The sequence below is a fragment of the Streptococcus sp. SG1 genome (genome assembly GCF_030439935.1).
Classification (GTDB): domain Bacteria; phylum Bacillota; class Bacilli; order Lactobacillales; family Streptococcaceae; genus Streptococcus; species Streptococcus gordonii.
Genome location: NZ_JAQFJC010000004.1, coordinates 22,011 through 47,591, shown reverse-complemented (window position 1 = coordinate 47,591; position 25,581 = coordinate 22,011). Strand labels below are relative to the sequence as shown.

The window sequence follows — 25,581 nt, the reverse complement described above, 5'->3', positions numbered from 1 at the left end:
TTATTTCTTATATCCTCCACTAATCTTTGCAACCAGTATTGCTATGGATACTTTGATCATATAATACACAGACTTGGTCAAGGTAATCGAAGATGTACCGTGTTCTCTTTCATTCATTAGAACAGGCATCTCTTCCACTTTAAAGCCAGCTTCTAATAAGGAAACTATAGTTTCTGGTTCAGGATAATCACTTGGATAATGCTCAGCAAATAATTCAATGACTGATTTATTAACAAGTCGTAATCCTGATGTTGGATCTGTGATCTTCTTTCCAGTCAATAATTTAATTAATTTTTCAAAAAAAGTGATTCCAATTCTTCTAGCAAAAGAAGACTGAAATCCTTGATTCTCAATAAATCGAGATCCTATTACCATGTCAACTTTATCTTTTTTTATACGTTCAAGCATCATCTTAATATATTGAGGATTATGTTGACCATCTCCATCTACTTGAACAGCATATTGATAATTATTTTGAACAGCATAGAGGTAGCCTGTTTGAACCGCACCGCCGATTCCTAAATTAATTGGCAAATCAATAACATTAAATTTATTTTCACGACAAATTTCCAAAGTATTATCTGTAGAACAATCATTGATAATTACGTAATCAAATTCTGGTGTATGTGTTTTTATCATCTTGATTGTTTTTTGAATATTACCACTTTCATTAAAGGCAGGGATAATAATCAATAATTCCGAAGACTTCACTAACTCACATTCTCCTTAAAAGTCATATAGACTCATTATACTATAACCAAGCCCTTATTTCTACTGTTTCCATACAAGAAGGAGAGAAATCATAGAATGAAAAAGAAAGATACCTTAGCTAATGGTATGTTCATGTGCTATAGTCAAAATTAATTCACCATAATATCCGTGAAAAAGATCATCTTTATTATATTAAGAAAGCTCTAAAATATTCAACTATTACAAAAAGCCTAACACATATTTGTGCTAGGCTTATCTAAAATTTCTAAATTCCAATAATAACTATTCGTCAAATCCATTTGGATGTTTGCTCTGCCAGCGCCAAGCATCTTGGCACATCCTTGAGATATCAAATTGAGCTGCCCAACCAAGTTCTGCTTTAGCTTTAGCTGGATTAGCATATGAAGTTGCAATATCACCAAGTCTGCGTTCAACAATCTTATAAGGGATTGGTTTACCAACAGCTTTTTCCATACTATGAATGATTTCTAAAACTGAATATCCTTTACCAGTCCCTAAGTTATATATATTCAAACCTTGCTTGCCTTCAAATTTTTTCAAAGCAGCAACATGACCTTTTGCTAGATCAACCACGTGAATATAATCTCGAACACCAGTACCGTCTACAGTTGGATAATCATTGCCAAACACCTGTACTTGTTCTAGTCTTCCAACAGCAACTTGAGTTACATATGGAAGTAAATTATTAGGAATTCCATTTGGGTTTTCTCCCAAATCACCACTTTCATGAGCACCAATTGGGTTGAAATAACGAAGTAATACAATATTCCAAGTAGAATCTGATTTGTATATGTCCGTCATAATCTCTTCAGCCATTAATTTCGTACGACCATATGGATTAGTAGCAGAAACAGGGAAGTCTTCCAAAATTGGAACAGTAAGTGGATCTCCATAAACTGTTGCAGATGAACTAAAGATAATATTTTTACAATTTACTTCTTCCATCACTCTCAAAAGAGTTAAGGTACCTGCAACATTATTTTCGTAATAGGTTAGAGGGATTTGGCTAGATTCTCCTACTGCTTTTAAACCAGCAAAATGAATCACTCCAGTAGGTTTAAAGTCCTTAAAAACTTTTAATAAAGCTTCTTTGTCACAAATGTCCACTTCATAAAAAGTAATGGTCTGTCCAACGATTTTTTCGACAGCCTCTAGACTCTTTTTGCTGCTGTTACTAAAATTATCAACAACAACTATCTCATGGCCAGCTTTAATAAGTTCGACCACTGTGTGAGTACCAATATAACCAGCCCCACCTGTTACTAAAATTTTATGTTTCATGATATAACTGCTCCTTTAAGAATCATTAAATTGTTTAAAATTATTTAATGACCTCTTGTGTTTTAGCATAATTAGCTTCTACTGCTTCTTTTTCAGATTTCCACCAGTCTTGGTTTTCTGTGTACCACTTGATTGTCTCTTTGAGACCTGCTTCAAAGTTAGTAAACTCTGGCTTCCATCCTAGCTCATTACGGAGCTTGCTAGCATCAATGGCATAGCGGAGGTCGTGACCAGCGCGATCTGTCACATGGTCATAAGCATCAGCTGGCTGTCCCATTTCCTTAAGGATTAGCTCCAGTACTTCCTTATTATTCTTCTCACCATCAGCACCGATCAAGTAAGTTTCACCGATTTGTCCCTTGGTCAGAATTGTCCAAACGCCTGATGAATGGTCATTGGTATGAATCCAGTCACGAACGTTTTTACCTTCACCGTAGAGTTTTGGCTTGATACCGCTCAAGATATTGGTGATTTGGCGCGGAATGAACTTCTCGATGTGCTGGTAAGGACCATAGTTGTTTGAACAGTTCGAAATAGTCGCTTTGACACCAAATGAACGCACCCAAGCTTTGACAATCAAGTCTGAAGCTGCCTTGGTTGATGAGTAAGGCGAGCTTGGATTGTACTTAGTTTCAGCTGTAAATTTCTCACCTGGTCCTTCGCCATGACCTGGCAAATCTTCACGCAAAGGCAAATCCCCATAGACTTCGTCAGTCGATACATGGTGGAAACGAATGTCGTATTTACGTGCTGCTTCCAAGAGTGTGTAAGTTCCGATAAAGTTGGTGTGGATAAATGGGCTCGGGTCATTGAGCGAATTGTCATTGTGGCTTTCTGCCGCATAGTGAACGATAGCATCAGCTTCAGCTGCCAGCTTATCTACCAAGGCTGCATCAGCAATATCTCCAACAACCAACTCAACGCGATCGCCTAAAATTTCTTCAATATTAGCGCGATTACCCGCGTAAGTCAGCTTGTCAAGCACTGTCACATGGACATCTGGAAAGTTATTGTAAACATAGTGGACAAAGTTAGAGCCGATAAATCCAGCTCCACCAGTCACGATAATTTTTTTGTATTCAGTCATTTTTATTCCTTAATATTTTTATGATTACCTTTCATGTAACAAGATAGACATTCTATTATATACTTTATATCACTTAGGCAATCAATTCTTCCACTCGCTTCGCTCGGATAGGAGCTGAGCTAAATCGTATATTTTAGTATCAATTAATGGATCAGAAAAGAATTCTTTTTACAAATCTTCTTTTCTTAGTGGTTTTACATCCTTAAGTAGTGGATGGTTCTTGTCTGCTTCTGAGACTTCTGCTGCTTCTAGGTTTTCCCACTGGATGCCTAGAGCTGGGTCTGCATAGTTGACAAAGGCATACTTCGGTTTGAGCTCCAAAGCCCAATAGTCGTTTACCAGATAGCTATAAGAAACAGTGTCAGAAAGGACTTGGAAGCCGTTGGCTACGCCACGTGGCACAAAAATCCCCTTGCTAGCATCGATTACTGTCTGATAGGTATTACCAAAGGTCTCTCCCTCACGCAGGTCAACCCAAGAACCTAGAACCTTACCGTCATCTGTAACAGAGATGTACTTGTCCCATGGCTCAGCATGTAGACCACGCAACACATTTTTACGAGAAAAGCTGACATTATTTTGCAGTTTTCCTTCTGCAAAAAAACTTTCAGGAAAGCCTAGCGGCAGCATTTTTTCCTTCTGGAAATTCTCCTTAAACCAGCCTCGGTTGTCCCCGCGAACAGGGATATCAAACTCCAACATTCCTGGAATTCCAGGAACCTCACGAGCTGCTAATTCCTTATCAAAAAATTGTTCACTCATTTTCTTATTCTTCTCCAATCAAGCGCAAGAGATAGTGGCCATATTCATTCTTTTTCAATGACTGTGCCAATTCATGCACTTGCTCTTTAGTGATATAGCCCATACGATAGGCAATTTCTTCCAGATTTGCCACCTGAACGTTCTGCATACGCTGAACTGTTTCGATATATTGAGCGGCTTCTAAGAGACTTTCGTGAGTTCCTGTATCCAACCAGGCAAAACCACGTCCCATGAGCTCAACAGACAAATCACCACGATCTAAGTATGCCTTATTGACATCTGTGATTTCCAGTTCCCCGCGAGGACTTGGTTTGATGTTTTTAGCAATTTCAACAACATCGTTATCGTAGAAATAGAGTCCAGTCACTGCATAGTTAGAGCGAGGTTGTTCCGGTTTTTCTTCGATGGAGATAGCGTTCATATTTTCATCAAATTCTACAACACCAAAACGTTCTGGATCCTTAACATGGTAGCCAAAAACAGTTGCCCCTTTTTCTTTAGCAGCTGCTTTCTGAAGCATCTTACTTAAACCAGGTCCATGGTAAATATTATCCCCAAGAATCAGCGCCACACGGTCATCTCCGATGAAATCGGCCCCAATGATAAAGGCTTGCGCCAATCCATCTGGACTAGGCTGCTCTGCATAAGAGAGCTTAATACCAAATTCAGAGCCATCACCTAATAGATCCTCAAATCGAGGAAGATCAGTTGGAGTTGAGATAATCAAGATATCTTTAATTCCAGCCAACATCAGTGTTGATAATGGATAATAGATCATTGGCTTATCGTAAATTGGCATGAGTTGTTTAGATGCCGCACGTGTCAATGGGTATAAGCGAGTCCCAGATCCACCTGCAAGAATAATACCTTTCATATATGTTTCCTCTCTGTTATATATTGCTTTTATTCTACCATTTTTACAAGCGAATGTCACTTTTTAAGATATTAACTGTTTCCAAGCAAAAAGTCTCTGAATCTAACAACTCAGAAACTCTAAAGTCCTTTATCCTAAAGCAACATCTAAAATCATCATAAGAACAAAGCCCACCATGAGACCTAAAGTCGCCACATCAGTATTGCCATTGGTCTGCGAATCCGGTATCAGCTCCTCTACCACCACGAAAATCATAGCACCCGTAGCAAAAGATAGGGCATAGGGTAGAATAGTCGTCATAGCCATGACAGCTACTGCACCTAGTACTACCCCGATTGGCTCTACAATAGCGGACATAGAACCCCCAGTAAAAAGCTTTAAGACGAGACTTACCGTCCGTCCGAATTGGAATGGACAAAGCCGCTCCTTCTAGGACGTTTTGCAGGCCAATTCCCAAAGCTAGGCCATTCGCGACGACAAAGGCCTCTAGACTAGGGTTGGCAGATAAAGCACCAAAGGCTACTCCGACTGCCAAACCTTCTGGAAAATTATGAATGGTAATAGCTAAAAAGAGCAGAGCAGTCTTGGACAGCTTCTTCTGGCTATGTTCAGGAACACTTTCTGCCTCTGAAATATCCTTACTCAGATGCAAGTGAGGCACAACCGCATCAATCAGACGTAGAAAGAAACCACCTGCTAAAAAACCTATTGCAGCTGGGAACCAAGAAAGCTTACCATAAGAGCTTTGCGCATACTCGATAGACGGTGCTAAAAGTGACCAAAAGGATGCCGCAATCATGACTCCTGCCGCAAAGCCCATCATAATATCCAGTAACTTCCTACTAATATATTTAAAGAAAAACACGATAGCCGAGCCTAGAATGGTACATCCCCATGTGAAAAGACCAGCCAAAAACGCCTGCATCAGAACTGGTTGCGATCGTAACCAGTCCATAATTTCTCCTTATCCTCTAAAATCAACCATACAAAATCGTCTTGGTTTCCCCGATACAGTGTTCTTCCTCATTCCAGTAATGAATCCGCTCAAAAGATCCTTTCCGCCAGTAGAGGGGCAAACGTTCACGTATGTCATTCTGCATATCTATCTGGTCAAGTTCCGAAATCTTCCACCATTTGGGCTCCCCTTCATGATCGTTTCCCCTAACTTGCCCTTCAAATGCAGTACAAAGAAAATCATAATACACATACCGTTCTTTTTTACTTGGATTAGTGAATCCTGAAATCCCCTTCAATTCCAAGTTTAGAGCAGTCAGCCCCGTTTCTTCTTTTAATTCGCGCCTTGCAGCTTCGAAAAAAGATTCTGGAAACTCCACCTTCCCGCCTGGTTGTATCCACCCTTTAAAGTTATCATGCTGGCGATTAAGCAGTAAAATTTCATCATCTTTTTTCACACAAACATTGACCCAATTCAAAATAGTTTCTGTCATATCAAACCTTCTTCACATACCGCTCGATAGGATAGTCTTCTGGATTCAACAGCACCGCTTCTCCTAGAGCCATCTGAGCCAATTGGCGTCCGATGAGAGGGCCAGTTGTCAGACCAGAAGAGCCCAATCCGCTGGCAGCGTAAACATGCGACAAGTTTGGAACAGCTCCAAAGAAAGGCGCAAAGTCGCTGGTATAAGCCCGTGTTCCCACGCGCTCGCCTAGAATCTCTGCAGTAGCCAACCTCGGCAAGTAAGTTTCCGCTTCTTGCTGCAACTGATTCAATACCGTCTTATCAACTGTCAAATCAAAGCCCTGATTATTTTCATGACTGGCCCCTACACTAACCTTGCCCGCCAGAAAGGGAATGATATCCAGCTCGCCCTCAGGCATAACCACAGGGTAGTCATCCGTCTTTTCAGCCAGCTTAAAATCACGTAGCTGTCCCTTTTGCGGCCGAACATCTGTCTTATAGCCCAGTGGCTGCAAGATTTCTCCCAGCCAAGCCCCTACAGCCAAGATAACACAGTCAAATCTACGGCCATCCACCAGAAGTTGCTCTGCATCTACTGTCAATCTTACCTTTTTCTCAACCAACTCTGCCTTGCTAGCTTTCAGAAGCGTCTCCGTCAAGAGTGCTCCCTCAACACGGGCACCGCCAGAAGCATAGAGAAGCCGCTCAAAGCCTTGCAAGTCTGGAAATTTCTCCTGGGCTTCCTGACGGCTGAGAAAACTCAACTCCCCTATTAAGGGCGACTCTTGTCGACGATTAGTAGCCAAATCATAAAGCTCCTGCAGCTTGCTCTCGTCCTTTTTCAGCAGATAAACACCTGTTTGTTGGTAAAAATCTGTCTGGATACCCGCAGATTTCAAATCCGCAATTAAATCTTGATAAAAATCAGCGCCCAGACGCGCCATCCTGTACCAAGCCTTGTTGCGACGCTTGGAAAACCAAGGACTGATAATGCCTGCGGCTGCCTTGGTTGCCTGCCCCTTGCCGTCATCAAAGACAGTCACTTCCACATCCGGGGATTTGGACAGATAGTAAGCTGCTGTTGATCCGACAATCCCCGCTCCAATCACTGCTACTTTTTTCATGTCGCTCCCTCTCAAATATGCCGGAAAGGATTGGTCGAAGCCTGACTAGCCAGAATCTCAATCTCCCATCCTTCTTCTACCTTCCAAGTATCAAGCTTTTCTTTTAATTTTTCAGTAAAAAGAACCTCGATATGATGTCCAGGATCCAGTGCCAAAAGACCTTCTGTCAGTATTTCCTGAGCTGTATGATAGTAAATATCACCAGTAATGTAGACTTGCGCTCCCTTGGCAATAGCCTCTGGATAAAAGGACTGACCGCTACCACCACAAATAGCTACACGCTCAATCACGCGTTCGAAATCTGTTTCATCATAAGTAACCAGACGCAAACTATCTAGTCCAAAAGTTGCCTTGACCTTAGCCGCAAATTCCCCAAAGGTCTGAGGAGCAATCTTCCCCACGCGACCAATACCGTAATCTGGCCCCGTCTGACTAAGATAACTTGTCTCCTCAATATCCAATAGCTGGCAGAACCAGTCATTAAGACCGTCCTCCACAACATCAATATTAGTATGGCTAACATAGACAGCAATATCATGCTTGATAAGGTCTAAAATCATCTGATTTTGCGCCTTATCTGCCACTAGGTCCTTGAGCGGGCGAAAAATAGGCGCATGCTTAACGATAATCAGTCCAGCACTTGCTTCGATAGCCTCCGCCACCGTCTGCTCGCGAATATCCAACGCTACTAGGACCTTGTCTACTTCTTTATCCAAAGTCCCGATTTGCAGTCCTGAAATGTCACCCTCCATGGACAGTTCTTGCGGACAGTAGGCTTCATAACGGGCAATAATTTCACTTGCTAACATGAAGCACCTCCTTGATACTTTCGATTTTTTTGGACATAGCAGAGCGTTCTAGCTCATTTTTTTCTGGGATATGGGCTAGAGCTCCTTCTAGTTTTTTCAGTTCTTTCTGCCATCTTAGCTGAAAAGCAGGTAACTCTTGCTTCATCAGAAAAGGTCCGAAACGCTTTTCTTGCTCTGTTAAAGTTTGCTGGCCAGCTTCTGCTACCAGGATTTCGTAAAACTTACCAGCCTCTTCTAAGATATCCTCAGCCAGCAAGAGAAAGCCGTTGGATACCAGCCAGGTACGAAGCTCATCCTCTCGGTTATTGGGCTGCAAAATCAAGCGGGAAATAGACCCAAGCTTAGCTCTGCCATTTACCAAAATCTCCGAAATCAAGCGACCACCCATGCCAGCGATAACAATGGTATCAATCTGATCTTCCGCTTCAAAAGCCGCCAGACCATTGGCAAGACGAACCTCAATCTGCTTCGTCAGTCCTTGCTCAGCTACATTTTTCTGGGCAGACTGAAAAGGCCCTTCCACCACTTCACCGGCCAGAGCCTTTTCTATCCGTCCCTGCTGAACCAGGTAGATCGGCAGGTAGGCATGATCGCTCCCCACATCCAGCAACTTTGCCCCATCCGGAACAAAAGCAGCTACTCGCTCCAAGCGTTGGGAAATAGTCTTTTTTTGCATTGCATACTCTTTTCTAAACATTCTTTTACTTAGTATATCATTTTTAAGGGTATAAAAAAAGCAATGAAAAAATCAGCTTGTTAATAAGCTGACTTTGTCTCACTGCTTTATGAAGAGCTTTTTCTATCCCTTACAAATTATTTGATTTCTTGATACTCAGCAGCTAAACCACGCTGAACTGCTGAACGAGCTGCAATTTTCTCCGCCCAATCTGATAGATGTTTGTAGGATGTAGCATCCAAGAACTCAGAAGCGCCTGGATAAAGCTTATCCTGCACCAACTGCCCATACCAAGACCAGATAGCAATATCAGCAATACTGTATTCATCCCCTGCAATATAATCTTTCTTGCCCAATTCTTTATCCAACAAATCCAGCTGTCGCTTGGCTTCCATGGTAAAGCGATTGATAGGATATTCTAGCTTTTCTGGAGCATAGTTAAAGAAATGACCAAATCCGCCTCCCAAGAATGGCGCAGCACCCGTCTGCCAGAAGAGCCAGTTGAGCACCTCAGTCCGAGCAGCCAAATCTGACGGAATCAACTTTCCGAACTTCTCTGCTAGATAGAGAAGGATATTCGCCGATTCAAAGACAGGAATCGGCTTATCAGCTGACTGATCCAATAAGGCCGGAATCTTAGAGTTGGGATTGATTTTCACAAAATCTGAGCCAAATTGGTCGCCCTCCATGATGCTGATCTTATAAAGGTCATAGCCAGCCTCTGTCACACCTGCTGCCAGAAGTTCCTCAAGCATAATCGTCACCTTGACCCCATTAGGAGTCCCAAGCGAATAAAGCTGAAAAGGTTCTTTACCAACAGGAAGCGTCTGCTCAAAGCGTGCACCTGCAGAAGGTTGATTAATACCTGAAAATTTTCCTTGGTCGCTGTCCGCAGCAGACCAGACTTTTGGCAATTGATACGTCATACTTTTCTCCTTTTTTATAAAACCAAGGGCCTGTCATATCTAACAGGCCGCTGTATATCTAATAAAGTCAGTCCTTCCACAAATCCATTGCTCTAAGGAAATCATCTGAAACCGTAACATTCTGTGGATTAAATGCTTCACGTTCCTCTCTTTTGGCTTCAACTTGTGCTAAAGTCGTAATACCTTCTCGTCTCCAATTTCGTAAAATTGCTTGGATATACTTCCAGTTAGCCTTCCCATTGAAAACTGCTTCTCGAAGAGCAGCTTTTACTAAGTCAGGATTTGTTTTATCTTCCTGAATAGTTTTAGTCAAATCCTCAATCTCAAAAGGAGTCAAAAGGCGACCTAATTCCTGTTGAAAGGTTTCAACTAAATCTTTTAAAACATTTTGAGATACTTTTGTTGTTGGCTGTTGACTAAGATTAGCTCCCAGCAGTTCATCTAACTTTTCCAAGGCTGGAGAGGCATCAAAAATCGCTTCAATCTCTCCATTTAATTCAATGGTTTTATACTGTAATAAGCCTTGTTCGGTCAAATGAGACATAATGCGATTGACCTCAGATACCGTTTTTCCAATGCTTTCAGCAATCTGACTCGGCTCTATCTCTTCCAATGCTGTTGTATTCTGCAAATAAAAGAATTGCCAAACAAGGAAATCTTCACTAGACGAGAAAATCTCTTGAAAATGAAAGTACAAGGCACTTGGTAATACTAAATTGCCTTGTTGAAAGGCTGATAAATAAGTCATAGTCCCTCTTATAAATAAGCAAAATAGGAAGCGTCATTTTCTGGATTCTCCCAATCAAATGGCGTTTCTTGATACACTGCATAGTTAATCCAATTATTGAAAAATAAAGCCGCGGCTGAACTCCAACGCAAGGCCGGTGTCGCATGGACATCATCGTTTTTGAAATAATTCTCTGGAATATGTGGATTCTTCCCTGCCTTCAAATCGCGGAAATACTCCTTGGATAGAGTATCGCGGTCGTATTCCATGTGACCGAAGCTATACACCTCTCGCAAGTCTCGGCTAGCCAGCACAGAGAGACCCGTATCTTCTCCATATGAGAGAATCTCCAGATTGGTTAGATTGACAATATCTTCCTTCAGAACCTCAGTATGGCGGGAATGAGGGGCATAAAACTCATCGTCAAAGCCCCGGAAAAGCAGATTGTTACTGTCAGCTGACTGGCTATAGACACCTGATAATTTGCGCGTCATCTGCTGTTTGTCAACGCCATAGCGGGCGTAAAGTCCAGCCTGAGCTCCCCAGCAAATATGCAGAGTCGAAAAAACATGGCTCTTGGACCATTCAATCACCTGCTGGAACTCTTCCCAGTAATCCACCGCTTCAAAAGGCAGATGCTCTACTGGTGCCCCAGTGATAATCAAGCCATCAAAATAGCGATTTTTAATCTCATCAAAAGTCTTATAGAAAGTCTCCATGTGCTCTGCACGTGTGGTTTTAGATTGGTGCGAGCTCATATAGAGGAAGTCAATAGTCAACTGCAACGGAGTATTAGCCAAATGACGAAGTATCTGAGTCTCCGTCACCATTTTCTGAGGCATGAGATTGAGTACCAGAATATTCAGAGGGCGGATATCTTGATGGTCCGCCCTATCGTCATCCATGACAAAGATATTCTCAGAACTTAAAATTTCAACAGCTGGTAGTTTTTTATCGATCTTAATTGGCATGAAAATATCTCCTATTCTCTAATATATTTATTATACTGAAAGGAGATATAGTTTTCAATTATATTTTATCTTTACCTAGGTATAGCCTGAAACTATGTATTAATAATGCATCAATACTTTATAGTCATATTCGCCAATAACTTCACGGCCTTTTAATTCATCCAATTCAATAAGGAAGGCACATCCTGCAACGATACCACCAAGGCGCTCAATCATTTCAATAGTTGCTTTAACAGTTCCACCTGTTGCCAATAAATCATCAACAATCAATACACGCTGGCCTGGCTTGATAGCATCCGCATGCATGGTCAAAGTATCTACACCATACTCTTTTTCATAATCAGCTGAGATAACTTCACGAGGAAGTTTTCCAGGCTTACGAACTGGAGCAAAGCCGATTCCTAACTCAAAAGCAACTGGACAGCCCACGATAAAGCCACGAGCTTCAGGTCCAACTACCATATCAATCTTCTTATCCGTAGCATATTGGACAATCTCACGAACAGCATAACTGTATGCATTCCCATCAGCCATCAAAGGGCTAATATCGCGGAAGGTAACACCTTCTTTTGGATAATTCTCAATTGTTGCAATATAGTCTTTTAAATTCATAATGTTCTTTCTATATAAAAAATTTTTACTCTCTATTATACCATTTTTTTATTTAAATGTGCTTGAAATATTATTTGTTAACTTTTTATTTTTCCATCAAATAATCATAAATCTCCTGCACAGTGCCCAGTGCCATGAGTTCTTGTTCTTTAATAATCTGTCTCCTTCACTTTACCTACAAGTTTTGGAAAATAACTTTCAAAATATGCTCTAGATAAATTGGCCAAATAAACCTTTGTATTTTTTAACTTTATATAATGTTTTGGATATCTATTGGGCTTACACTCTAATTTTAATTTATAGACATATTCATAACCCAAAACATCAATAAAATAAATTTTAACATGATCTATATCTGAAATTTTAGAGTCAAATTGTAAGAGTAGATTATTTGATGTTCCCTTATCAATCATAAATCTTTCATGAGGCTCTAATACATGCTCTCTCTCTAATCCTTTAGAATCTTTACATTTTATTTTATCAATTAGAGCATGACCTGAACCAATGTTTCTAACCTTAATAAGAATAGATTTCGATAAGTTCTGGTCATTGCTACTATTTTCTTTTTACTGACTAATTAATTTATTATTAACTTTCTTTAAAATTCTTATATAATTACATTGATTAAGTGTATATTTTTTTGTTACTGGATTAGATTTTTCTTTTCTATTTTCCGAATATATAGAGCATATAATTGTATATTTTAACTCTTCACTACTGCTTTCCATAGATTCATAGTTTGTCCCTATATTAAAAATCGGCCTTACTGAATCACGTTTTTCTTCTCGGTATTTTTTATTTTCAATATGCAAAGTATATAGAATTAAATAACTTCCCAAAATCGACCCATAATAAGATAGCCAATCAAAATCTATAGTTTCTTTAACCAACACATAAAATACTGGCAACAAAGAAACTACTAAGAAAAATAAGCTTATTTTTACTATCTCCTTGTTTCTGACAAACCTATTTTTTAAAAAACTCATTTTTTTATCCTTTCAAATAATCATAAATCTCCTGCACGGTGCCCAGTGCCATGAGTTCTTGTTCCTTGACCAGGCGCTTGAGATCTTGGTAAATGTGACTGTCTTCAATTTCTTTCTTTTCAGCTTCCTTATTGACCTTCATGACTCCTTCTGTGATGCTGACAAAGCCCAGCTCTTCAAAAATCTGAATCATTTTGACCAAGAGAATCGGGTCAATTTTTAGGTAAGCTGCCAGATCCTTGATCTTATAGCGAACGTCAAATTCGGGGAACTGATAGATTGTCTTGTAGAGTTTGGCAAACTGCTCACGGCTACCGTAACCTGTCAGATAGTATGGCTTGGCAATCTCATTTTTAAAGTAAATCGCTTCGAAATCCTGAGTCTGAAGAATCTTCTTCAAGGTCTGTAAATCATCAGGCAGGTCATAAACCACAACTGCTCTGCTATTTGCCAAATCCGGCAATTCCTCTGTGAAACGCAAAACTGGAACCTTGTCAGGTAGCGTCGCATTTTTTCCGCGGATATTGAAAAGCTGAACACCATCTACACGAGCATCTACCAGCATGAGCTGGAGACTGGTCTGTCCATTCCATTTATTGACAGAGAGGCTGACAGCTAGCTCCAGATTCTTGGTTTGTGCAAACTCTGTCACCAGGCCTCCTTGCCCAAAAGCTACTACTTCAAAAGATGCATCTTCCTGAGAAATTTTCAGCTTGAGATGACTGTTGCCAGCCCCCATAGTCCGAGCATTGTCCACTTTAAAGTTCTTGAGGTAAAAAAGCGGCTTCTTATTGTCCATACCAAAAGGCGCCAGTTTTTCAAAGCTTTTGAGTGTATCCAGGGTCAGTTCTTGCAGGTGTAGCTCCTCATCTAAATACAGGGCTGTTTTGCCAGTCAAATCCAAATCATTGTCTAAGATGTAAGCTGTTAAGATGTCAGCAAGCTCCGCCAACTTATCTGCTTCGAGAGTCATTCCAGCTGCTCCAGCATGGCCGCCAAAAGCTACAAAGAGATCACGATGACTGTCCAAGGCCTCAAAAATATTGACCGCTTCAATACTGCGGGCGCTGCCTTTAGCGATGCCATCCTCAATATTCAGCACTATGACTGGCTGGTGCAGCTCTTCCAGCAAGCGCCCAGCGACAATTCCTAGCACACCAGGGTTCCAACCTTCCTTGGCTAGCACCTGCACTGGTCTCCCAGTGTCCAGCATGGTTTGCGCCTCTTCATAAATCTGCTGGACAATTTCCTTACGCTCGTCATTTTTCTGGTTGATCATGAGCGCAATATCACGAGCTTCTTCATCGTCAAATCCTGTTAAAAGCTCAACCGCTGGATTGGGATCATCCAGCCTTCCCAAGGCATTAAGTCGGGGAGCAAGCTGGAAACCAACCGTTTCTTCGTCTAGCTCATCTGGCTGAATGCCTGCAATTTTGAAGAGTTCCTGAAGTCCTACTCTCTGAGTATTTTTGAGAACAGAAAGGCCATATTTGACCAAGATCCGATTTTCCCCTGTCAGACTGACCATATCGGCAATGGTACCAATGGCCACTAAGTCCAAAAGTTCGACTTGGACTTCTTCCAACAAGGCAGTTGCTAGCTTAAAAGCCACCCCACAACCAGCCAAATGCTTGAAAGGATAATCTGCTCCGCTATGTTCCGGATGGACAATCGCATAGGCATTTGGCAACTCCTCAGGCATGGAGTGGTGATCCGTCACGATGACATCCACGCCTAGAGAATGGGCCAGCTCAATAGCTTCAAGGCCCGCCACTCCATTATCTACTGTAATAATGAGCGAAATGCCTTGATTTTCAATAAAATACTTGTAAACGCTGCTATTAGGACCATAGCCATCCGTAAAACGATTGGGCAGATAGACCTGACACTCAGCCCCCAGCTGCTCCAAGGCCTCCTTGACAATTGATGCCGAGGTCATCCCATCAGCATCATAATCTCCATAGATCAAAATCTGCTCATAATTCTCAATCGCTGTGCGAATCCGCTCCACTGCTCGCTCCATATCATGCAGATCATAAGGGTCGTGAAGCTGGTCTAAACTAGGCTCCAAAAATTCCTGCAGAGCTTCTTCAGTCTGCACACCTCTTTGGTAAAGGAGACTAGCAGCGGCAGGTTCTAATCCAGCTTTCTTAGCCTTTTTTAAAAAATTCTCGTCTGTAAAATTAGTGGCAAACTGCCAGTCGTATTTTGAGCTAATCATGATGAGTGAAACACTTTCTCCGTTCAATCTTGTCTGAATATTATAACATGAAAAGACTGGTTCAACCAGTCTCAAACTTTCTATCTACGAGCAAGGTCCTCAGCCTCACTCATCTAGGTAAAGCCCCTTAGCAACACTTTGGTCAATAACTTCTAAAGCCAATTCCCAAAGAGTTTCAGAGGTTTCTTGGATAAAGGATTTCTTAGCGATGACCTGCGTTTTGGTCAGGCCATGAGGATTATCATGGGGCTGAGCAACTTCCAAGTGATTGAGCAGAGGGACCAGAGCATCCAGCACTCGTGCATACTTAGCCTCCATGCTAATGCCAGTTTCAAATTCCTGCCAAAGCCCTAAAAAGGAATCCTGCTGATCTGATGGTAGCTTGTCTAAACTGATTTTCAAGGACTCAAGCTCTCTATGGTAAGAATCTCTCTTGCCAACATCGTCAAAGATAAAGGTATCGCCAGCATATATTTCGCCCAAATCATGAATCAGTAACATAGACATGACCTTTTCCAGATTGACCTCTTCGGGGATATATTCTCGAAAAACTAGCGCCATGAGCGCCCCCTGCCAACTATGCTCGGCAGAATTTTCAAAACGATAGGCGTCCAAGGTACGATTGTTGCGATGAGTGGCTTTCAGTTTTTCCAGCTCATTGGTAAAAGCCAGCTGCTGTTGTAGACGTTCAAGCATGATAAGACCTCCAAAAAATCTTGTTACCTTAACACGTTTAGACTCTATTCATTTTTTCTTTGAAAATTCTGTCTTAGGGATTTTTAAAATAATTTCTGAAGTCAAATGAGTCAAAACTATAGTAAGTACAAATACAATTTGACCCTTATGCCATTTAGAAAAATTTGTCTCTTTCAAAAGATAAAAGGAAATTTCTATAAAAATCGGATGTAAAAAGAAATAGAGTACACTTAATTCCTTAAGATGGTATAGATTCCATTTCCTTCCAATCCTTGTCCTTAAAACACCATTGACCAGAAAAAGTGAGAAAGGAAGTAAGGCTAGAAAGAAATTTTTATCGATTCCCTGATTGACAAAAACTAACCAACCATCTAGAGCAAGTAAAGTTGAAGCCAGCAGAAATTTTTTCCCAGTATCTTTCTTAAAGAAATCACTATTCCAATAATCATAAAGCAAATAACCAAAGAGAATGAAGATTGGCGCGTAAAATAGACCATTACGGGTTGAGAAAAAAATTCGGGAATAAACATCATATAAATGAGTTGGCCAAGTATTAGCAAAGTAAGTATAGTATGTCTCAATCGAGCCAAGTAAATAAAGGAACAAAGATACAACTACCGCCCATTTAGGTCCTATTTTTTTATATAAATAATGGACGATCCAAAGCCCCAGCAAAAAAGCAGGAATATACCAAAGCTGGTAACAAAGTCCAATATATAAAAATCCCGCTATTAAAGCGAATGGGGCATAATACTTCTCAACTGGAAGAGACCAAAAATAGATAAGTGCGTACGGAAGATAAAAAATACTCCAAAAAATATACTGTTTTAAAATCCTACTTACGTAAGTTCTCATACTCTTCTTTTTAGCTAGACTAGATTTAAGCATAAAGGCAGATGATATGAGAAAAAAAGGTACAGCCATTCGCCCAAACATACTCTTTTGAGTGAAATGCAAAATTTCATTAGGAAAGAGACGTTGACAATGCACCAAAATAACTAAGATAGATGCTACATATTGAAAAAGGCTGAGCATGGCATAATTAACTGATTGCTCTTGCTCTTTAACTTCTTTTTCCACCATCTAGTTTTCTCCAAACAAGGTCAAAAATTCATTCATACACAAAAAATCTAAGCTATTATTTTTTCACGAGCCAGTAATGCTGAAAAGCTGCAATATCGCGATAGGGTGACTGGTTATTAACAGCAAGTTCCATTTCTAGCATATTTTCACGCCATCCTGGATCAGTTTTTACATCATTGGGTTGTAAGCCATAAAAAATTCGAATTCCTTGAAAATCTAAAATCTCAAAAGGATAAGGCTTGATGACATCTGCTATCTCATAATAGACAGCCTGACCCATACTATGCGTCAGGTAATCTTTTCCAAGCAAGAGTTCCCGAGCTTTTTTAATATCATTTTCAAATATTACTGTATGCATAATTCGGCCCACGTGATTATGTTTAACAATCGACAGTTTCCCTCCCTTTTTGAGCAAACGAGAGAAAGCCATCAGGTATGGATCAATATCCTCAACATACTCCAAAACATTATGGCAAATTATAAGGTCAAAGGATTCATCTTTAAAAATTTCTAGTACTTCTAGACTTCCCTGCAACTGCTCATAAGAATTCGTTCTTTTCCGATGGATAATCATTTCCATATTCGGTTCCAGTGCAGTGACTTGATTTTTCTCAGCAAGCTGATTAGCTACAATTCCAAAACCACTACCAAAATCAAGAACTTTCATTCCTTCAACATTTTTCAGCTGATCAAACAGAATGTCATAATAGATTTTTCCCCAAGGCTCTTCTAAATGATTTTTATAAGCTTGTAAATCCATTTTCTCATTTTCCTTTTCTAAAAAGTTGAAATTTAACTTTTATTTATAATTAAACATCTTAACCGCTAATTTATCAGCTATTCTTGGAAACAGGGTGTAAAATTTATGAGCAAGATTAAGAATCCAAGGAAGATTTATTTCTCGCTTTTTTTTGCCAAAAACGTTGACGATTTTGCCGGCTACAAAGTCAGGCTCAAGAATATACTTATCGACAGCTTTAACATAGGATCCATCAGGATCGGCTAGATCGAAAAAGGCTGTTTTGATAGGCCCAGGATTAACCGTCGTAACATAAACACCAAAAGGTAGGAGTTCCAAGCGCAGGGCGTTGGAAAAACCAATGGCAGCAAACTTAGTCGCTGAGTAAAGACTGGACTTGCTGCTTGCGATAAGGCCAGCCATGCTGACGATATTGATGATATGTCCTTGTCCAGCCTTTTTCATACGACTACCAAAAAGTCTAGACAGGTTCATCAGAGCAAAAGTATTGACCTTAAACATAGCCTCAATATCACTGGAGCTGATTTTGTCAAATTCCTCAAAAATCCCATAGCCAGCGTTATTGACTAGAACATCAACGTGGCCGTACTGACTATCAATCTGCTCAGCAAATCTCTCCAAAGCTGAGCTATCTGTAATATCCAGTTCCACTAAGTCAAGATTCTCTTTTTCTCCATATATTTTTTCGAGCTTAGCCTTGCTACGTCCAACCAAAATCAATTTATCCTTAGACAAAAGCTTAACCATTTCCTGTGCTAGCCCTCCACTAGCCCCTGTGATGATGATTGTTCTCATTCTTTCTCCTTTTTTTACATTATAACATAAAGAAGACAGGAAAATCTCCCGCCTCTTTGTCAATATTGTAATTTTTTCTTGTATTAAAAGTCCCTTTAATATACTTAAATTTCAACTTCTTCCAAGTCCTTAACCACATGAACCTTTTCAAAAACTGTACTAGCATCTTGTCGCATAACGCTGATATCTTTCGACAAGAACCGAGCACTGACGTGATTGAGAAGAAGTTGTTTAACTCCAGCTTCTTTGGCTACTTCTGCCGCCTGCATATTGGTAGAATGACCGTGCTTACGGGCCAGCTTTTCATCTCCCTTACCATAGGTTGCTTCATGAACCAGCACATCTGCCGCCACGGCTAAGCGTACACTAGAATCCGTTTTTCTTGTGTCTCCCAAAATTGTAATTGTTTTCCCAGGACGAGGTGCTGAGATATAGTCTGCTGCGGTAATCTTTGTACCATCTTCTAGGACGATGTCTTGACCATTCTTGACTTTACCAAAGAGAGGGCCGAAGGGAACCCCCGCTGCTCGTAGCTTATCTGCATCCAGCGTGCCTTCCAAATCTTTCTGCATTATCCGATAGCCAACGCAAAAAATCGTATGATCCAGCTTATCTGCATAAACAGTGAACTTGTCCGTCTCCAAAATCTTTCCCAAACTATTTTCATCAAACTCATGAAAATCAATTCGATAAGGTAAACGAGAACCAGAAACTCGAAGACTGGACATAACAAAGTTCTTAATACCCTTAGGGCCATAAATCTCTATATCAGTCTGCTCTTCATTAGCTTGAAAAGAACGACTGGATAGAAAGCCAGGCAAACCAAAAATATGATCACCATGAAGATGCGTGATGAAAATCTTGCTAATTTTGCGAGGTTTAATCGTCGTCTCCAAGATCTGGTGCTGGGTCCCTTCACCACAATCAAACATCCAGACTTCATTGATTTCTTCCAAAAGCTTGAGAACGAGGCTGGATACATTGCGGGCCTTTGACGGCTGACCAGCTCCGGTTCCTAAAAATTGTAATTGCATATTTTTCTTTCTAAATGATATAAATCATGGCAGACCGATTCTGCGAGTGATAGTATTTTCTGCCAGCATAGGACTGAGCCAGATCACTAACTTCATCTTGATTGTATCCCAAAAGTCTTTGGCTACCATCTGCTAGCTGCTGCCATTCAGTCAAAGCAGTCAGCTCCTTACTGTCCACGACTTGAGATTCAGCTTTGAGAGGTGTCATTTTTATTCTCCCAGCTTCTTCGTAGACCAAGTACTGAGGAAAGACTTGTGCGATTTCAAAGAGCAAGTCAGCTGTTACAGGCTCAGGCTTTTCAGGAAAGACCATGCCGACTTCCTTCTTCTCGTAGCAAAATCCATAGGACTTGCCAGAAAAGTTAAGTCTGACAAAAGGTTTCTTTTCTACAAAGCTAGGCTCCGCATTCCATAAGTCCAAAGCCTGACTGATTTCTAAGAAGTACTCTGTCGCGGCTTCCGGACTTTTCTTTTGATAAAGCTCAGCAAAGTAAGCATTGATAACGCTGGGCGGTGGCGTAATGAAGATCCGCTTCTGCTCCTCTGTCAGCCCAGTCAACGCTTGTTCTAAGTAGACCCTGTCTAAGATTGTAAAACCGCCGTATTTGATGGCCAAGTCAATATAATCAGTCATAAAATTCTTCCAGTTTCCATTTGTTTTTCTCGGCAATCCAGCCTGAAATGGTTTCGATATCGTCTATGTATTCTCGATTCCCCATAATCGCGACTTTCTCTAAATCATGAATCTTGTAAGCTTTAGCCGGAGCTACCTTGATGGTAAAAGGCAAAAATAACTCTTTCATCCGCTCCAGAAGGACTTGCTGCAAAAGAGCTCTGCTATTGTCTGCCTTAGCCGAAATCAAAGAATAAGGAGTCAGGGTCGGAGTGAAATTCTCAGCCTTATCCGATTTGTTATAGAGAGTCAGCCGAGGAATATCCAGCATGTTCAGCTCTTTCATGATGTCGAGGACAGTCTTTTCGTGCTCCTCATGGTGTGGGTCACAGGCGTCAATAACATGGACCAGCAAATCGACATTTTTACTCTCTTCCAGTGTGGATTTAAAGCTTGACACCAGCTCTGTCGGTAAATCCTGAATGAAACCAACTGTGTCCGTCAGAGTAACATTGAGCTGACCACTGAGGTTGATGTTCTTGGTCGTGGCGTCTAGCGTCGCAAAAAGCTCGTCTGCCTCATACTGGCTCTTGCTGGTCAAGCAGTTCATGATCGTAGACTTGCCAGCATTGGTGTAGCCGATGAGTCCGATTTTGAAAATACTGGATTCCAACCGTTTTTCACGAACGGTTGCTCGATTTTTCTCCACTGCCTTGAGTTGGCGCTCAATATCATGAATCTGATTGCGGACACTGCGTCGATTGAGCTCCAGCTGACTTTCGCCTGGACCGCGGGAGCCAATGCCACCTGCCTGACGGCTGAGCATAATGCCCTGACCAACCAAGCGAGGCAGGAGGTATTTGAGCTGGGCCAGATGCACCTGCAACTTGCCCTCGTGACTCCTAGCCCTCATGGCAAAAATATCCAAAATCAGCTGCATACGGTCAATGACCTTGACCCCCAAGCTTTCCTCTAGATTGACATTCTGGCGGGGTGTCAGACGGTTATTGACAATAACTGTCGAAATTTCTTCGGCATCAACCATCTGCCGGATTTCTTCTAACTTGCCAGAGCCGACAAAGGTCTTGCTATCATACTTTTCTCGCTTTTGACTATAAGAGCCAACTACTTCCGCCCCTGCCGTCTTAGCCAGATTTTGAAGCTCCTCCATGGATAAGTCAAAATTCTCCGTGTCTGCTAGTTCCACACCAACCAAAAAGACACGCTCTGTTTTTTTCTCTGTTTCTATCATCTCATATCCTTACTATGACTTGGTCAGCCAGCTACTTGTCCAGAAAATTCTTGATGTCCTCCATAACCTGATTTTTATAGTCTGGATTTCCCACCTGATAAAAGGTTACGGACATCCGGTTACGAAACCAAGTCAGCTGGCGCTTGGCGAAACGACGGGTATTCTGCTTGAGCTTGTCCACGGCCTCCTCTAGGCTCATCTCTCCTTCAAAGTAGGGGAAAAGTTCCTTGTAGCCGATCCCCTTGCTGGCTTGACTGGTTGGAGCCTGTTCATAAAGCCAACGGGCTTCTTCTAAGAGACCATCTTCTATCATCAGATCTACTCGCTGATTGATTCGCTCATAAAGTCGCTCACGCTCATCATCTAGGCAAATCAGCAGGGCTTCATAATCTGGCTGGCTGTTTTCTAATTGACCACCTAACTGAGCAATCTCCAGCGCTCTCATAGCCCTGCGACGATTTATCTGGGGGATCTCGATACCCAGCTCTGCTATTTTCCCAAACAAATCCTCATCTGACCAACTGTCCAGCTGCTTCCGATAGGTCAGAATCTCCTCATGAGGGACGGAGCCACCCAGATGATAGCCCTCAAGTAAGCTCTGGATATAGAGTCCTGTACCACCGCAAATGATGGGAAGCTGTCCTTGAGCCTCAATCTCACGAATAGCCTGAGTTGCTTCAGTCACAAAATCATAGGCCGAGTAGCTTTCTTCAACATCCCTCACATCCAAAAGATGATGGGGAATGCTCTCCTGCTCTTCAGGACGAATCTTAGCCGTACCAATATCTAAGCCACGATAGACCTGCTGGCTGTCACCACTGATAATCTGACCATTAAAGGCTTTTGCAACCTCAATACTCAGAGCTGTTTTTCCAACTGCCGTAGGCCCTACAATTACAATTATCTTAGTTTTCATTTTTTTCCTTGAAAAAATTTTGATTTTTCGTTACTATTAATTATAACATAAATAATAAAAGTTCAAAAAAGGAGAAATCATATGGCTAAAGGATTTGGAAAAGGCGTACTTACAGGCGTTGCAGCTACTGTTGCTGCTGTAGCAGGTGCAGTTTATACTGTCAAGAAAAAAGTTATCGAACCTGAAGAGCAAAAAGCAGCTTTCATTGAAGAAAACCGTAAAAAAGCAGCTCGCAAACGTGTAGCACACTAAGAGTAACCTTAAAACTCTCTATTTAAAGTAGAGAGTTTTTTACATGATCATAAAAAAGACAAAGAATAATTCTCTTTGTCTTTTTTTATTTAATGGCTACGCTTTTTCTGCTTCAAGACCTTGACCTAGGTCTTGATAAATATCAGATTTCAAATTACCGATTGTCCAAAGAGCAGCTAGACTGATTAGATACAAAGAGGCAAGAAAAATCATAACTGTTGAAACACCTGAGATATCCAAAATCTTTCCAATAATAACAGATGAAAATCCGCCAATTGCTCGTCCAACATTTAAGATAACATTATTAGCTGTTGATCGAATTTGATGAGGGTATAGACGAGTGATCATTGCACCATAGCCAGCAAACATCCCATTCACAAAGAAACCAACAACAGTTCCACCTATTACCATAGTGGCCATAGAATTTGCAAATTGGAAAAGATAGACACAGACAGATGATGCAAGAAGAAAGCCTGAGTATACGACTCTAGGTCCCCATTTATCCAAAATTTGTCCAAAAGTCAACATTCCTAGGCACATTCCCAAAATGGTTGCCACCATCCAAAGAGAAGAGTCTTTGACAGAAATGTTCAAACTTGTTTGAATAATCGTTGGTAACCAGTTCATCATGCCGAAGTAACCGGCGATTTGCACGGTTGTCATAACCATTAAAGCTATGGTTTGTGATGTGAGAGCTGGAGTTTTGAAAAGCTGACTTATTTTAACGGGTTGTGTTGTTTCTTCTTCTACTTTAGCTCCACCGTCGTCACGAATATTCTGATCGTCAATAGCTAAAACCATCCATAGTACTAGGGCAATAGGTGCAAGCCCAAAGAGGAATAGCCCGCGCCATCCCAAAGCAGGAGCTAGCCAGCCTGCAAGTAAAGCCGATATAATCGATCCTATTTGACCCGCAATACCGTTTAGGGATGAAATCCGACCCATCTTTTCTGGTGGAACAATTCCCGCCATTATAGCAATAGCCACGCCATATTCGCCTCCAACACCCATCCCTGCAATAAAGCGCATGATATAAAGGTAATTGACGTCTTTCGTAAAGAAAATCAAACCGGTTGCCAGAGAGAAAATCAGAATGGTCCATTTAAAAACCTTAAATTTGTGATATCGGTCAGCTAACAGACCGAAAATTAAGCCCCCAACAAGCATTCCCAAATTAGTTATAGTAGCTATCCAACCACCCTGGGTACCACTAATCCCAAGTTCCGAGATAATAGAGGACATTGAAAAGGCCAGAAACATGACATTTAAGTCATCCGTACCAGAAGCGACAATCGCAGCGGCTAAAGCCCGTTGATTGTTTTTGTCTAAAGACAATTTTGACATATGATTCTCCTTAATCGCAGCTCACAGACTGCATTTATTAAATTGAATATACCTTAAAAAGAGGTTGGAAATACTGTTCCCAACCTCTAAAAGTTTACAGAAAATTAGAGCATAGCAATTGCTAGTCTCATTTTAGAACTTTCATGTCTCACGGAACATGTTTAAAGTCATATTTAATTTTTAACAGTATAAAACAAGTTAAAGCATTTGTCAAATGAAACTTGAGATTTATTTGCCCTGCATAAACTCTTGGAAACGATGAGTATCAAAGTAAATGTTGGATGCTATTAATTTGTCTGATTCGTCAAATTTTAAAAATTCTGCAACATCCAATTCTAGTTGATTTCCTTGTGGCGACTGCAAGCGATAGCGATTTAAAGCCACTACTTCTCTTCCCTCCACCAGCAACTTCTTTACTTCAAGATGCTGACTTAAAGCATAGAATTGACCTGCACCTTGTAGATAAACATTACGACCTTGCCTGATTTCTTGACTGTCGCACATCCCATAATCAAAGTTTTCAGCTACGAAATCTTCCCAGCCACCTTTATTGACTGCGGTAAAATAGCTTTCTGCTAATGTTCTTGTATCCATTTGGAACCTCCAAAAATTATTTAGGCTGTTTTCAAACCAATGAAAGTTTATGCCCACTTAAGAGTATACAAAAAGCAATATGACTACAGTCTGTCATATTGCTGAAGATTTTTTTGAAGAGTATCAATTAATTTATCCTGCAGTTTTTTGGGCGATCTGACTTTTACTTGCTGACCAAAACTTAAAATCAATTCGAAAAAGGGCGGTGTTAATGCTCTGAAAGCATGGACTATTATTCTGGTTTGCTCAACAGTGATTTCTTCTTCTGTGAAGTGGTCATAAATTTTTGGAAGTGCAAATTCTGTGAAAATCAACTCCACTTCTTCTTTACTGCCTTCAACTTTATCTTTGGATGGATTTAGAAAAAGATCTAGCTTCTCTTGAGATAAAAGTGGGTAGTCATCAACTTCTATCCCCTCATCTACTAGCTGCAAATCACGAATTCTACTAAGCTTGAAAATACGAAAATCTAACTTTTCTAAACAGTAGCCGATAACATACCAAGCATTTAGTTTAAAAATCAGACGGTATGGAAAAATCGTTCGTTGGCTTCGTTCCTGTTTTTTAGAAAAATAAGAAAAGGAAACTTTCTTTCCAGTTTGTATAGCCTGCTCCATTTCAAGTAAATAATTTGTATTGAGAGACCATGAAGTAAGATCGAAGTAAAAAGGATTAACATTATCAGTCACTTCTTGAGAAGTAAGCTTATGCTCAATGCTGTCAAAACTTGGACGACCGACAATTTTGCCAACATTTTGGCTCATATTGATGATAAACTGCTTTTCTTCTTCTGTGAAAAAGCTGCTGTCCATCTTGTAGTCATCTGGTATATAAAAGCCTCCCTTATCCCCACGTTCAGAGTAAATAGGGATTCCAGCTAAGCTGAGCGTATCCATATCTCGATATACTGTACGAGTAGATATTTCAAAACGTTCAGCAATTTCTTTAGCTGTTATCTGTCTCTTATTCAAAAGGGCTAATAAAATATAAATTAATCGTTCTAATTTCATAATCTTTATTTTTCTATAAAGTAG

At 40.7% G+C, this 25,581-nt stretch carries 28 protein-coding genes and 1 pseudogene; 1 reads left to right on the top strand and 28 read right to left on the bottom strand.

The features are described 5' to 3' along the window. From PCY06_RS04315 to miaA, 25 genes and pseudogenes are all read right to left on the bottom strand, one after another. A complete protein-coding gene (locus PCY06_RS04315; protein WP_061595707.1) occupies positions 1 to 711 on the bottom strand; it encodes a glycosyltransferase family 2 protein in 711 nt (236 codons plus the stop codon). A 282-nt stretch (positions 712 to 993) separates the two neighbouring features. After that, entirely contained in the window at positions 994 to 2,013 is a 1,020-nt protein-coding gene (galE, locus tag PCY06_RS04310; protein WP_061599012.1) for a UDP-glucose 4-epimerase GalE, read from the bottom strand. 40 nt (positions 2,014 to 2,053) lie between these two features. Further along, positions 2,054 to 3,100, bottom strand: coding sequence for a dTDP-glucose 4,6-dehydratase (gene rfbB / locus PCY06_RS04305; RefSeq protein WP_061595706.1), 1,047 nt, complete (start codon positions 3,098 to 3,100; stop codon positions 2,054 to 2,056). Positions 3,101 to 3,268: 168 nt separating this feature from the next. After that, positions 3,269 to 3,862, bottom strand: a complete 594-nt coding sequence (locus tag PCY06_RS04300) for a dTDP-4-dehydrorhamnose 3,5-epimerase family protein (RefSeq protein WP_060970533.1) — start codon at positions 3,860 to 3,862, stop codon at positions 3,269 to 3,271. A gap of 4 nt (positions 3,863 to 3,866) precedes the next feature. Beyond that, positions 3,867 to 4,736 carry a glucose-1-phosphate thymidylyltransferase RfbA gene (rfbA, locus tag PCY06_RS04295; RefSeq protein ID WP_045634915.1) on the bottom strand — a complete coding sequence of 290 codons (870 nt, stop codon included), beginning with the start codon at positions 4,734 to 4,736 and terminating at the stop codon, positions 3,867 to 3,869. 129 nt (positions 4,737 to 4,865) lie between these two features. After that, positions 4,866 to 5,691: pseudogene (locus tag PCY06_RS04290) on the bottom strand (ZIP family metal transporter). A 22-nt stretch (positions 5,692 to 5,713) separates the two neighbouring features. Beyond that, positions 5,714 to 6,184 carry an 8-oxo-dGTP diphosphatase gene (locus PCY06_RS04285; protein ID WP_048779432.1) on the bottom strand — a complete coding sequence of 157 codons (471 nt, stop codon included), beginning with the start codon at positions 6,182 to 6,184 and terminating at the stop codon, positions 5,714 to 5,716. A 1-nt stretch (position 6,185) separates the two neighbouring features. Beyond that, on the bottom strand, positions 6,186 to 7,280 hold the full coding sequence (locus PCY06_RS04280; RefSeq protein ID WP_082307671.1) for an FAD-binding oxidoreductase: 1,095 nt from the start codon (positions 7,278 to 7,280) through the stop codon (positions 6,186 to 6,188). A gap of 11 nt (positions 7,281 to 7,291) precedes the next feature. Continuing rightward, entirely contained in the window at positions 7,292 to 8,089 is a 798-nt protein-coding gene (locus tag PCY06_RS04275) for a Nif3-like dinuclear metal center hexameric protein (RefSeq protein WP_061595705.1), read from the bottom strand. Beyond that, entirely contained in the window at positions 8,076 to 8,765 is a 690-nt protein-coding gene (locus PCY06_RS04270; protein ID WP_061594303.1) for a tRNA (adenine(22)-N(1))-methyltransferase TrmK, read from the bottom strand. The genes PCY06_RS04275 and PCY06_RS04270 overlap by 14 nt, the downstream gene beginning before the upstream one ends. Before the next feature lie 137 nt (positions 8,766 to 8,902). Continuing rightward, positions 8,903 to 9,691, bottom strand: coding sequence for a glutathione-dependent disulfide-bond oxidoreductase (gene yghU, locus PCY06_RS04265; protein WP_061595704.1), 789 nt, complete (start codon positions 9,689 to 9,691; stop codon positions 8,903 to 8,905). Positions 9,692 to 9,758: 67 nt separating this feature from the next. After that, the gene (locus PCY06_RS04260; RefSeq protein WP_061594301.1) at positions 9,759 to 10,439 is read right to left on the bottom strand and encodes a DnaD domain-containing protein; all 681 of its coding nucleotides are present in this window, start codon (positions 10,437 to 10,439) and stop codon (positions 9,759 to 9,761) included. Positions 10,440 to 10,447: 8 nt separating this feature from the next. Continuing rightward, positions 10,448 to 11,389, bottom strand: a complete 942-nt coding sequence (gene metA / locus PCY06_RS04255) for a homoserine O-succinyltransferase (RefSeq protein WP_060553685.1) — start codon at positions 11,387 to 11,389, stop codon at positions 10,448 to 10,450. A gap of 99 nt (positions 11,390 to 11,488) precedes the next feature. Beyond that, positions 11,489 to 12,001, bottom strand: a complete 513-nt coding sequence (locus tag PCY06_RS04250; protein ID WP_012000418.1) for an adenine phosphoribosyltransferase — start codon at positions 11,999 to 12,001, stop codon at positions 11,489 to 11,491. Between the two features lie 149 nt (positions 12,002 to 12,150). Then, positions 12,151 to 12,414, bottom strand: a complete 264-nt coding sequence (locus PCY06_RS04245; protein WP_082307672.1) for a hypothetical protein — start codon at positions 12,412 to 12,414, stop codon at positions 12,151 to 12,153. Between the two features lie 153 nt (positions 12,415 to 12,567). Beyond that, positions 12,568 to 12,987 (bottom strand): hypothetical protein, encoded by a 420-nt coding sequence (locus tag PCY06_RS04240; RefSeq protein ID WP_105165147.1) that lies wholly within the window; start codon positions 12,985 to 12,987, stop codon positions 12,568 to 12,570. 4 nt (positions 12,988 to 12,991) lie between these two features. Beyond that, complete coding sequence (gene recJ, locus PCY06_RS04235) at positions 12,992 to 15,208, bottom strand: single-stranded-DNA-specific exonuclease RecJ (RefSeq protein ID WP_061599009.1); 2,217 nt, start codon at positions 15,206 to 15,208, stop codon at positions 12,992 to 12,994. Between the two features lie 105 nt (positions 15,209 to 15,313). Further along, complete coding sequence (locus tag PCY06_RS04230; protein WP_082307673.1) at positions 15,314 to 15,904, bottom strand: HD domain-containing protein; 591 nt, start codon at positions 15,902 to 15,904, stop codon at positions 15,314 to 15,316. A gap of 48 nt (positions 15,905 to 15,952) precedes the next feature. Further along, positions 15,953 to 16,987 (bottom strand): acyltransferase, encoded by a 1,035-nt coding sequence (locus PCY06_RS04225; protein ID WP_082307674.1) that lies wholly within the window; start codon positions 16,985 to 16,987, stop codon positions 15,953 to 15,955. 55 nt (positions 16,988 to 17,042) lie between these two features. Next, positions 17,043 to 17,747, bottom strand: coding sequence for a class I SAM-dependent methyltransferase (locus tag PCY06_RS04220; RefSeq protein WP_061596423.1), 705 nt, complete (start codon positions 17,745 to 17,747; stop codon positions 17,043 to 17,045). 39 nt (positions 17,748 to 17,786) lie between these two features. Continuing rightward, complete coding sequence (locus PCY06_RS04215; protein ID WP_061595698.1) at positions 17,787 to 18,542, bottom strand: SDR family oxidoreductase; 756 nt, start codon at positions 18,540 to 18,542, stop codon at positions 17,787 to 17,789. 104 nt (positions 18,543 to 18,646) lie between these two features. Then, positions 18,647 to 19,576, bottom strand: coding sequence for a ribonuclease Z (gene rnz / locus PCY06_RS04210; protein ID WP_060970543.1), 930 nt, complete (start codon positions 19,574 to 19,576; stop codon positions 18,647 to 18,649). A gap of 10 nt (positions 19,577 to 19,586) precedes the next feature. Next, positions 19,587 to 20,210, bottom strand: coding sequence for a hypothetical protein (locus PCY06_RS04205; protein ID WP_061596417.1), 624 nt, complete (start codon positions 20,208 to 20,210; stop codon positions 19,587 to 19,589). Next, on the bottom strand, positions 20,203 to 21,441 hold the full coding sequence (gene hflX / locus PCY06_RS04200; RefSeq protein WP_082307675.1) for a GTPase HflX: 1,239 nt from the start codon (positions 21,439 to 21,441) through the stop codon (positions 20,203 to 20,205). Before hflX ends, PCY06_RS04205 begins: the two co-directional genes overlap by 8 nt. Before the next feature lie 31 nt (positions 21,442 to 21,472). Continuing rightward, a complete protein-coding gene (miaA, locus tag PCY06_RS04195; protein WP_061595695.1) occupies positions 21,473 to 22,357 on the bottom strand; it encodes a tRNA (adenosine(37)-N6)-dimethylallyltransferase MiaA in 885 nt (294 codons plus the stop codon). Between the two features lie 81 nt (positions 22,358 to 22,438). On the opposite strand from miaA, the gene PCY06_RS04190 reads away from it, so the two are divergent. Then, a complete protein-coding gene (locus PCY06_RS04190) occupies positions 22,439 to 22,609 on the top strand; it encodes a DUF3042 family protein (protein ID WP_008808815.1) in 171 nt (56 codons plus the stop codon). A gap of 96 nt (positions 22,610 to 22,705) precedes the next feature. Here the strand turns inward: PCY06_RS04190 and PCY06_RS04185 are convergent, their stop codons facing one another. The 3 genes from PCY06_RS04185 to PCY06_RS04175 all read right to left on the bottom strand — a co-directional run bounded on the left by PCY06_RS04185 (position 22,706) and on the right by PCY06_RS04175 (position 25,557). Further along, complete coding sequence (locus PCY06_RS04185) at positions 22,706 to 23,953, bottom strand: MFS transporter (protein ID WP_061595694.1); 1,248 nt, start codon at positions 23,951 to 23,953, stop codon at positions 22,706 to 22,708. 228 nt (positions 23,954 to 24,181) lie between these two features. Then, complete coding sequence (locus tag PCY06_RS04180) at positions 24,182 to 24,547, bottom strand: nuclear transport factor 2 family protein (RefSeq protein WP_061595693.1); 366 nt, start codon at positions 24,545 to 24,547, stop codon at positions 24,182 to 24,184. Between the two features lie 83 nt (positions 24,548 to 24,630). Next, positions 24,631 to 25,557 carry a YafY family protein gene (locus PCY06_RS04175; RefSeq protein WP_061596413.1) on the bottom strand — a complete coding sequence of 309 codons (927 nt, stop codon included), beginning with the start codon at positions 25,555 to 25,557 and terminating at the stop codon, positions 24,631 to 24,633. Positions 25,558 to 25,581: the final 24 nt, after the last annotated feature.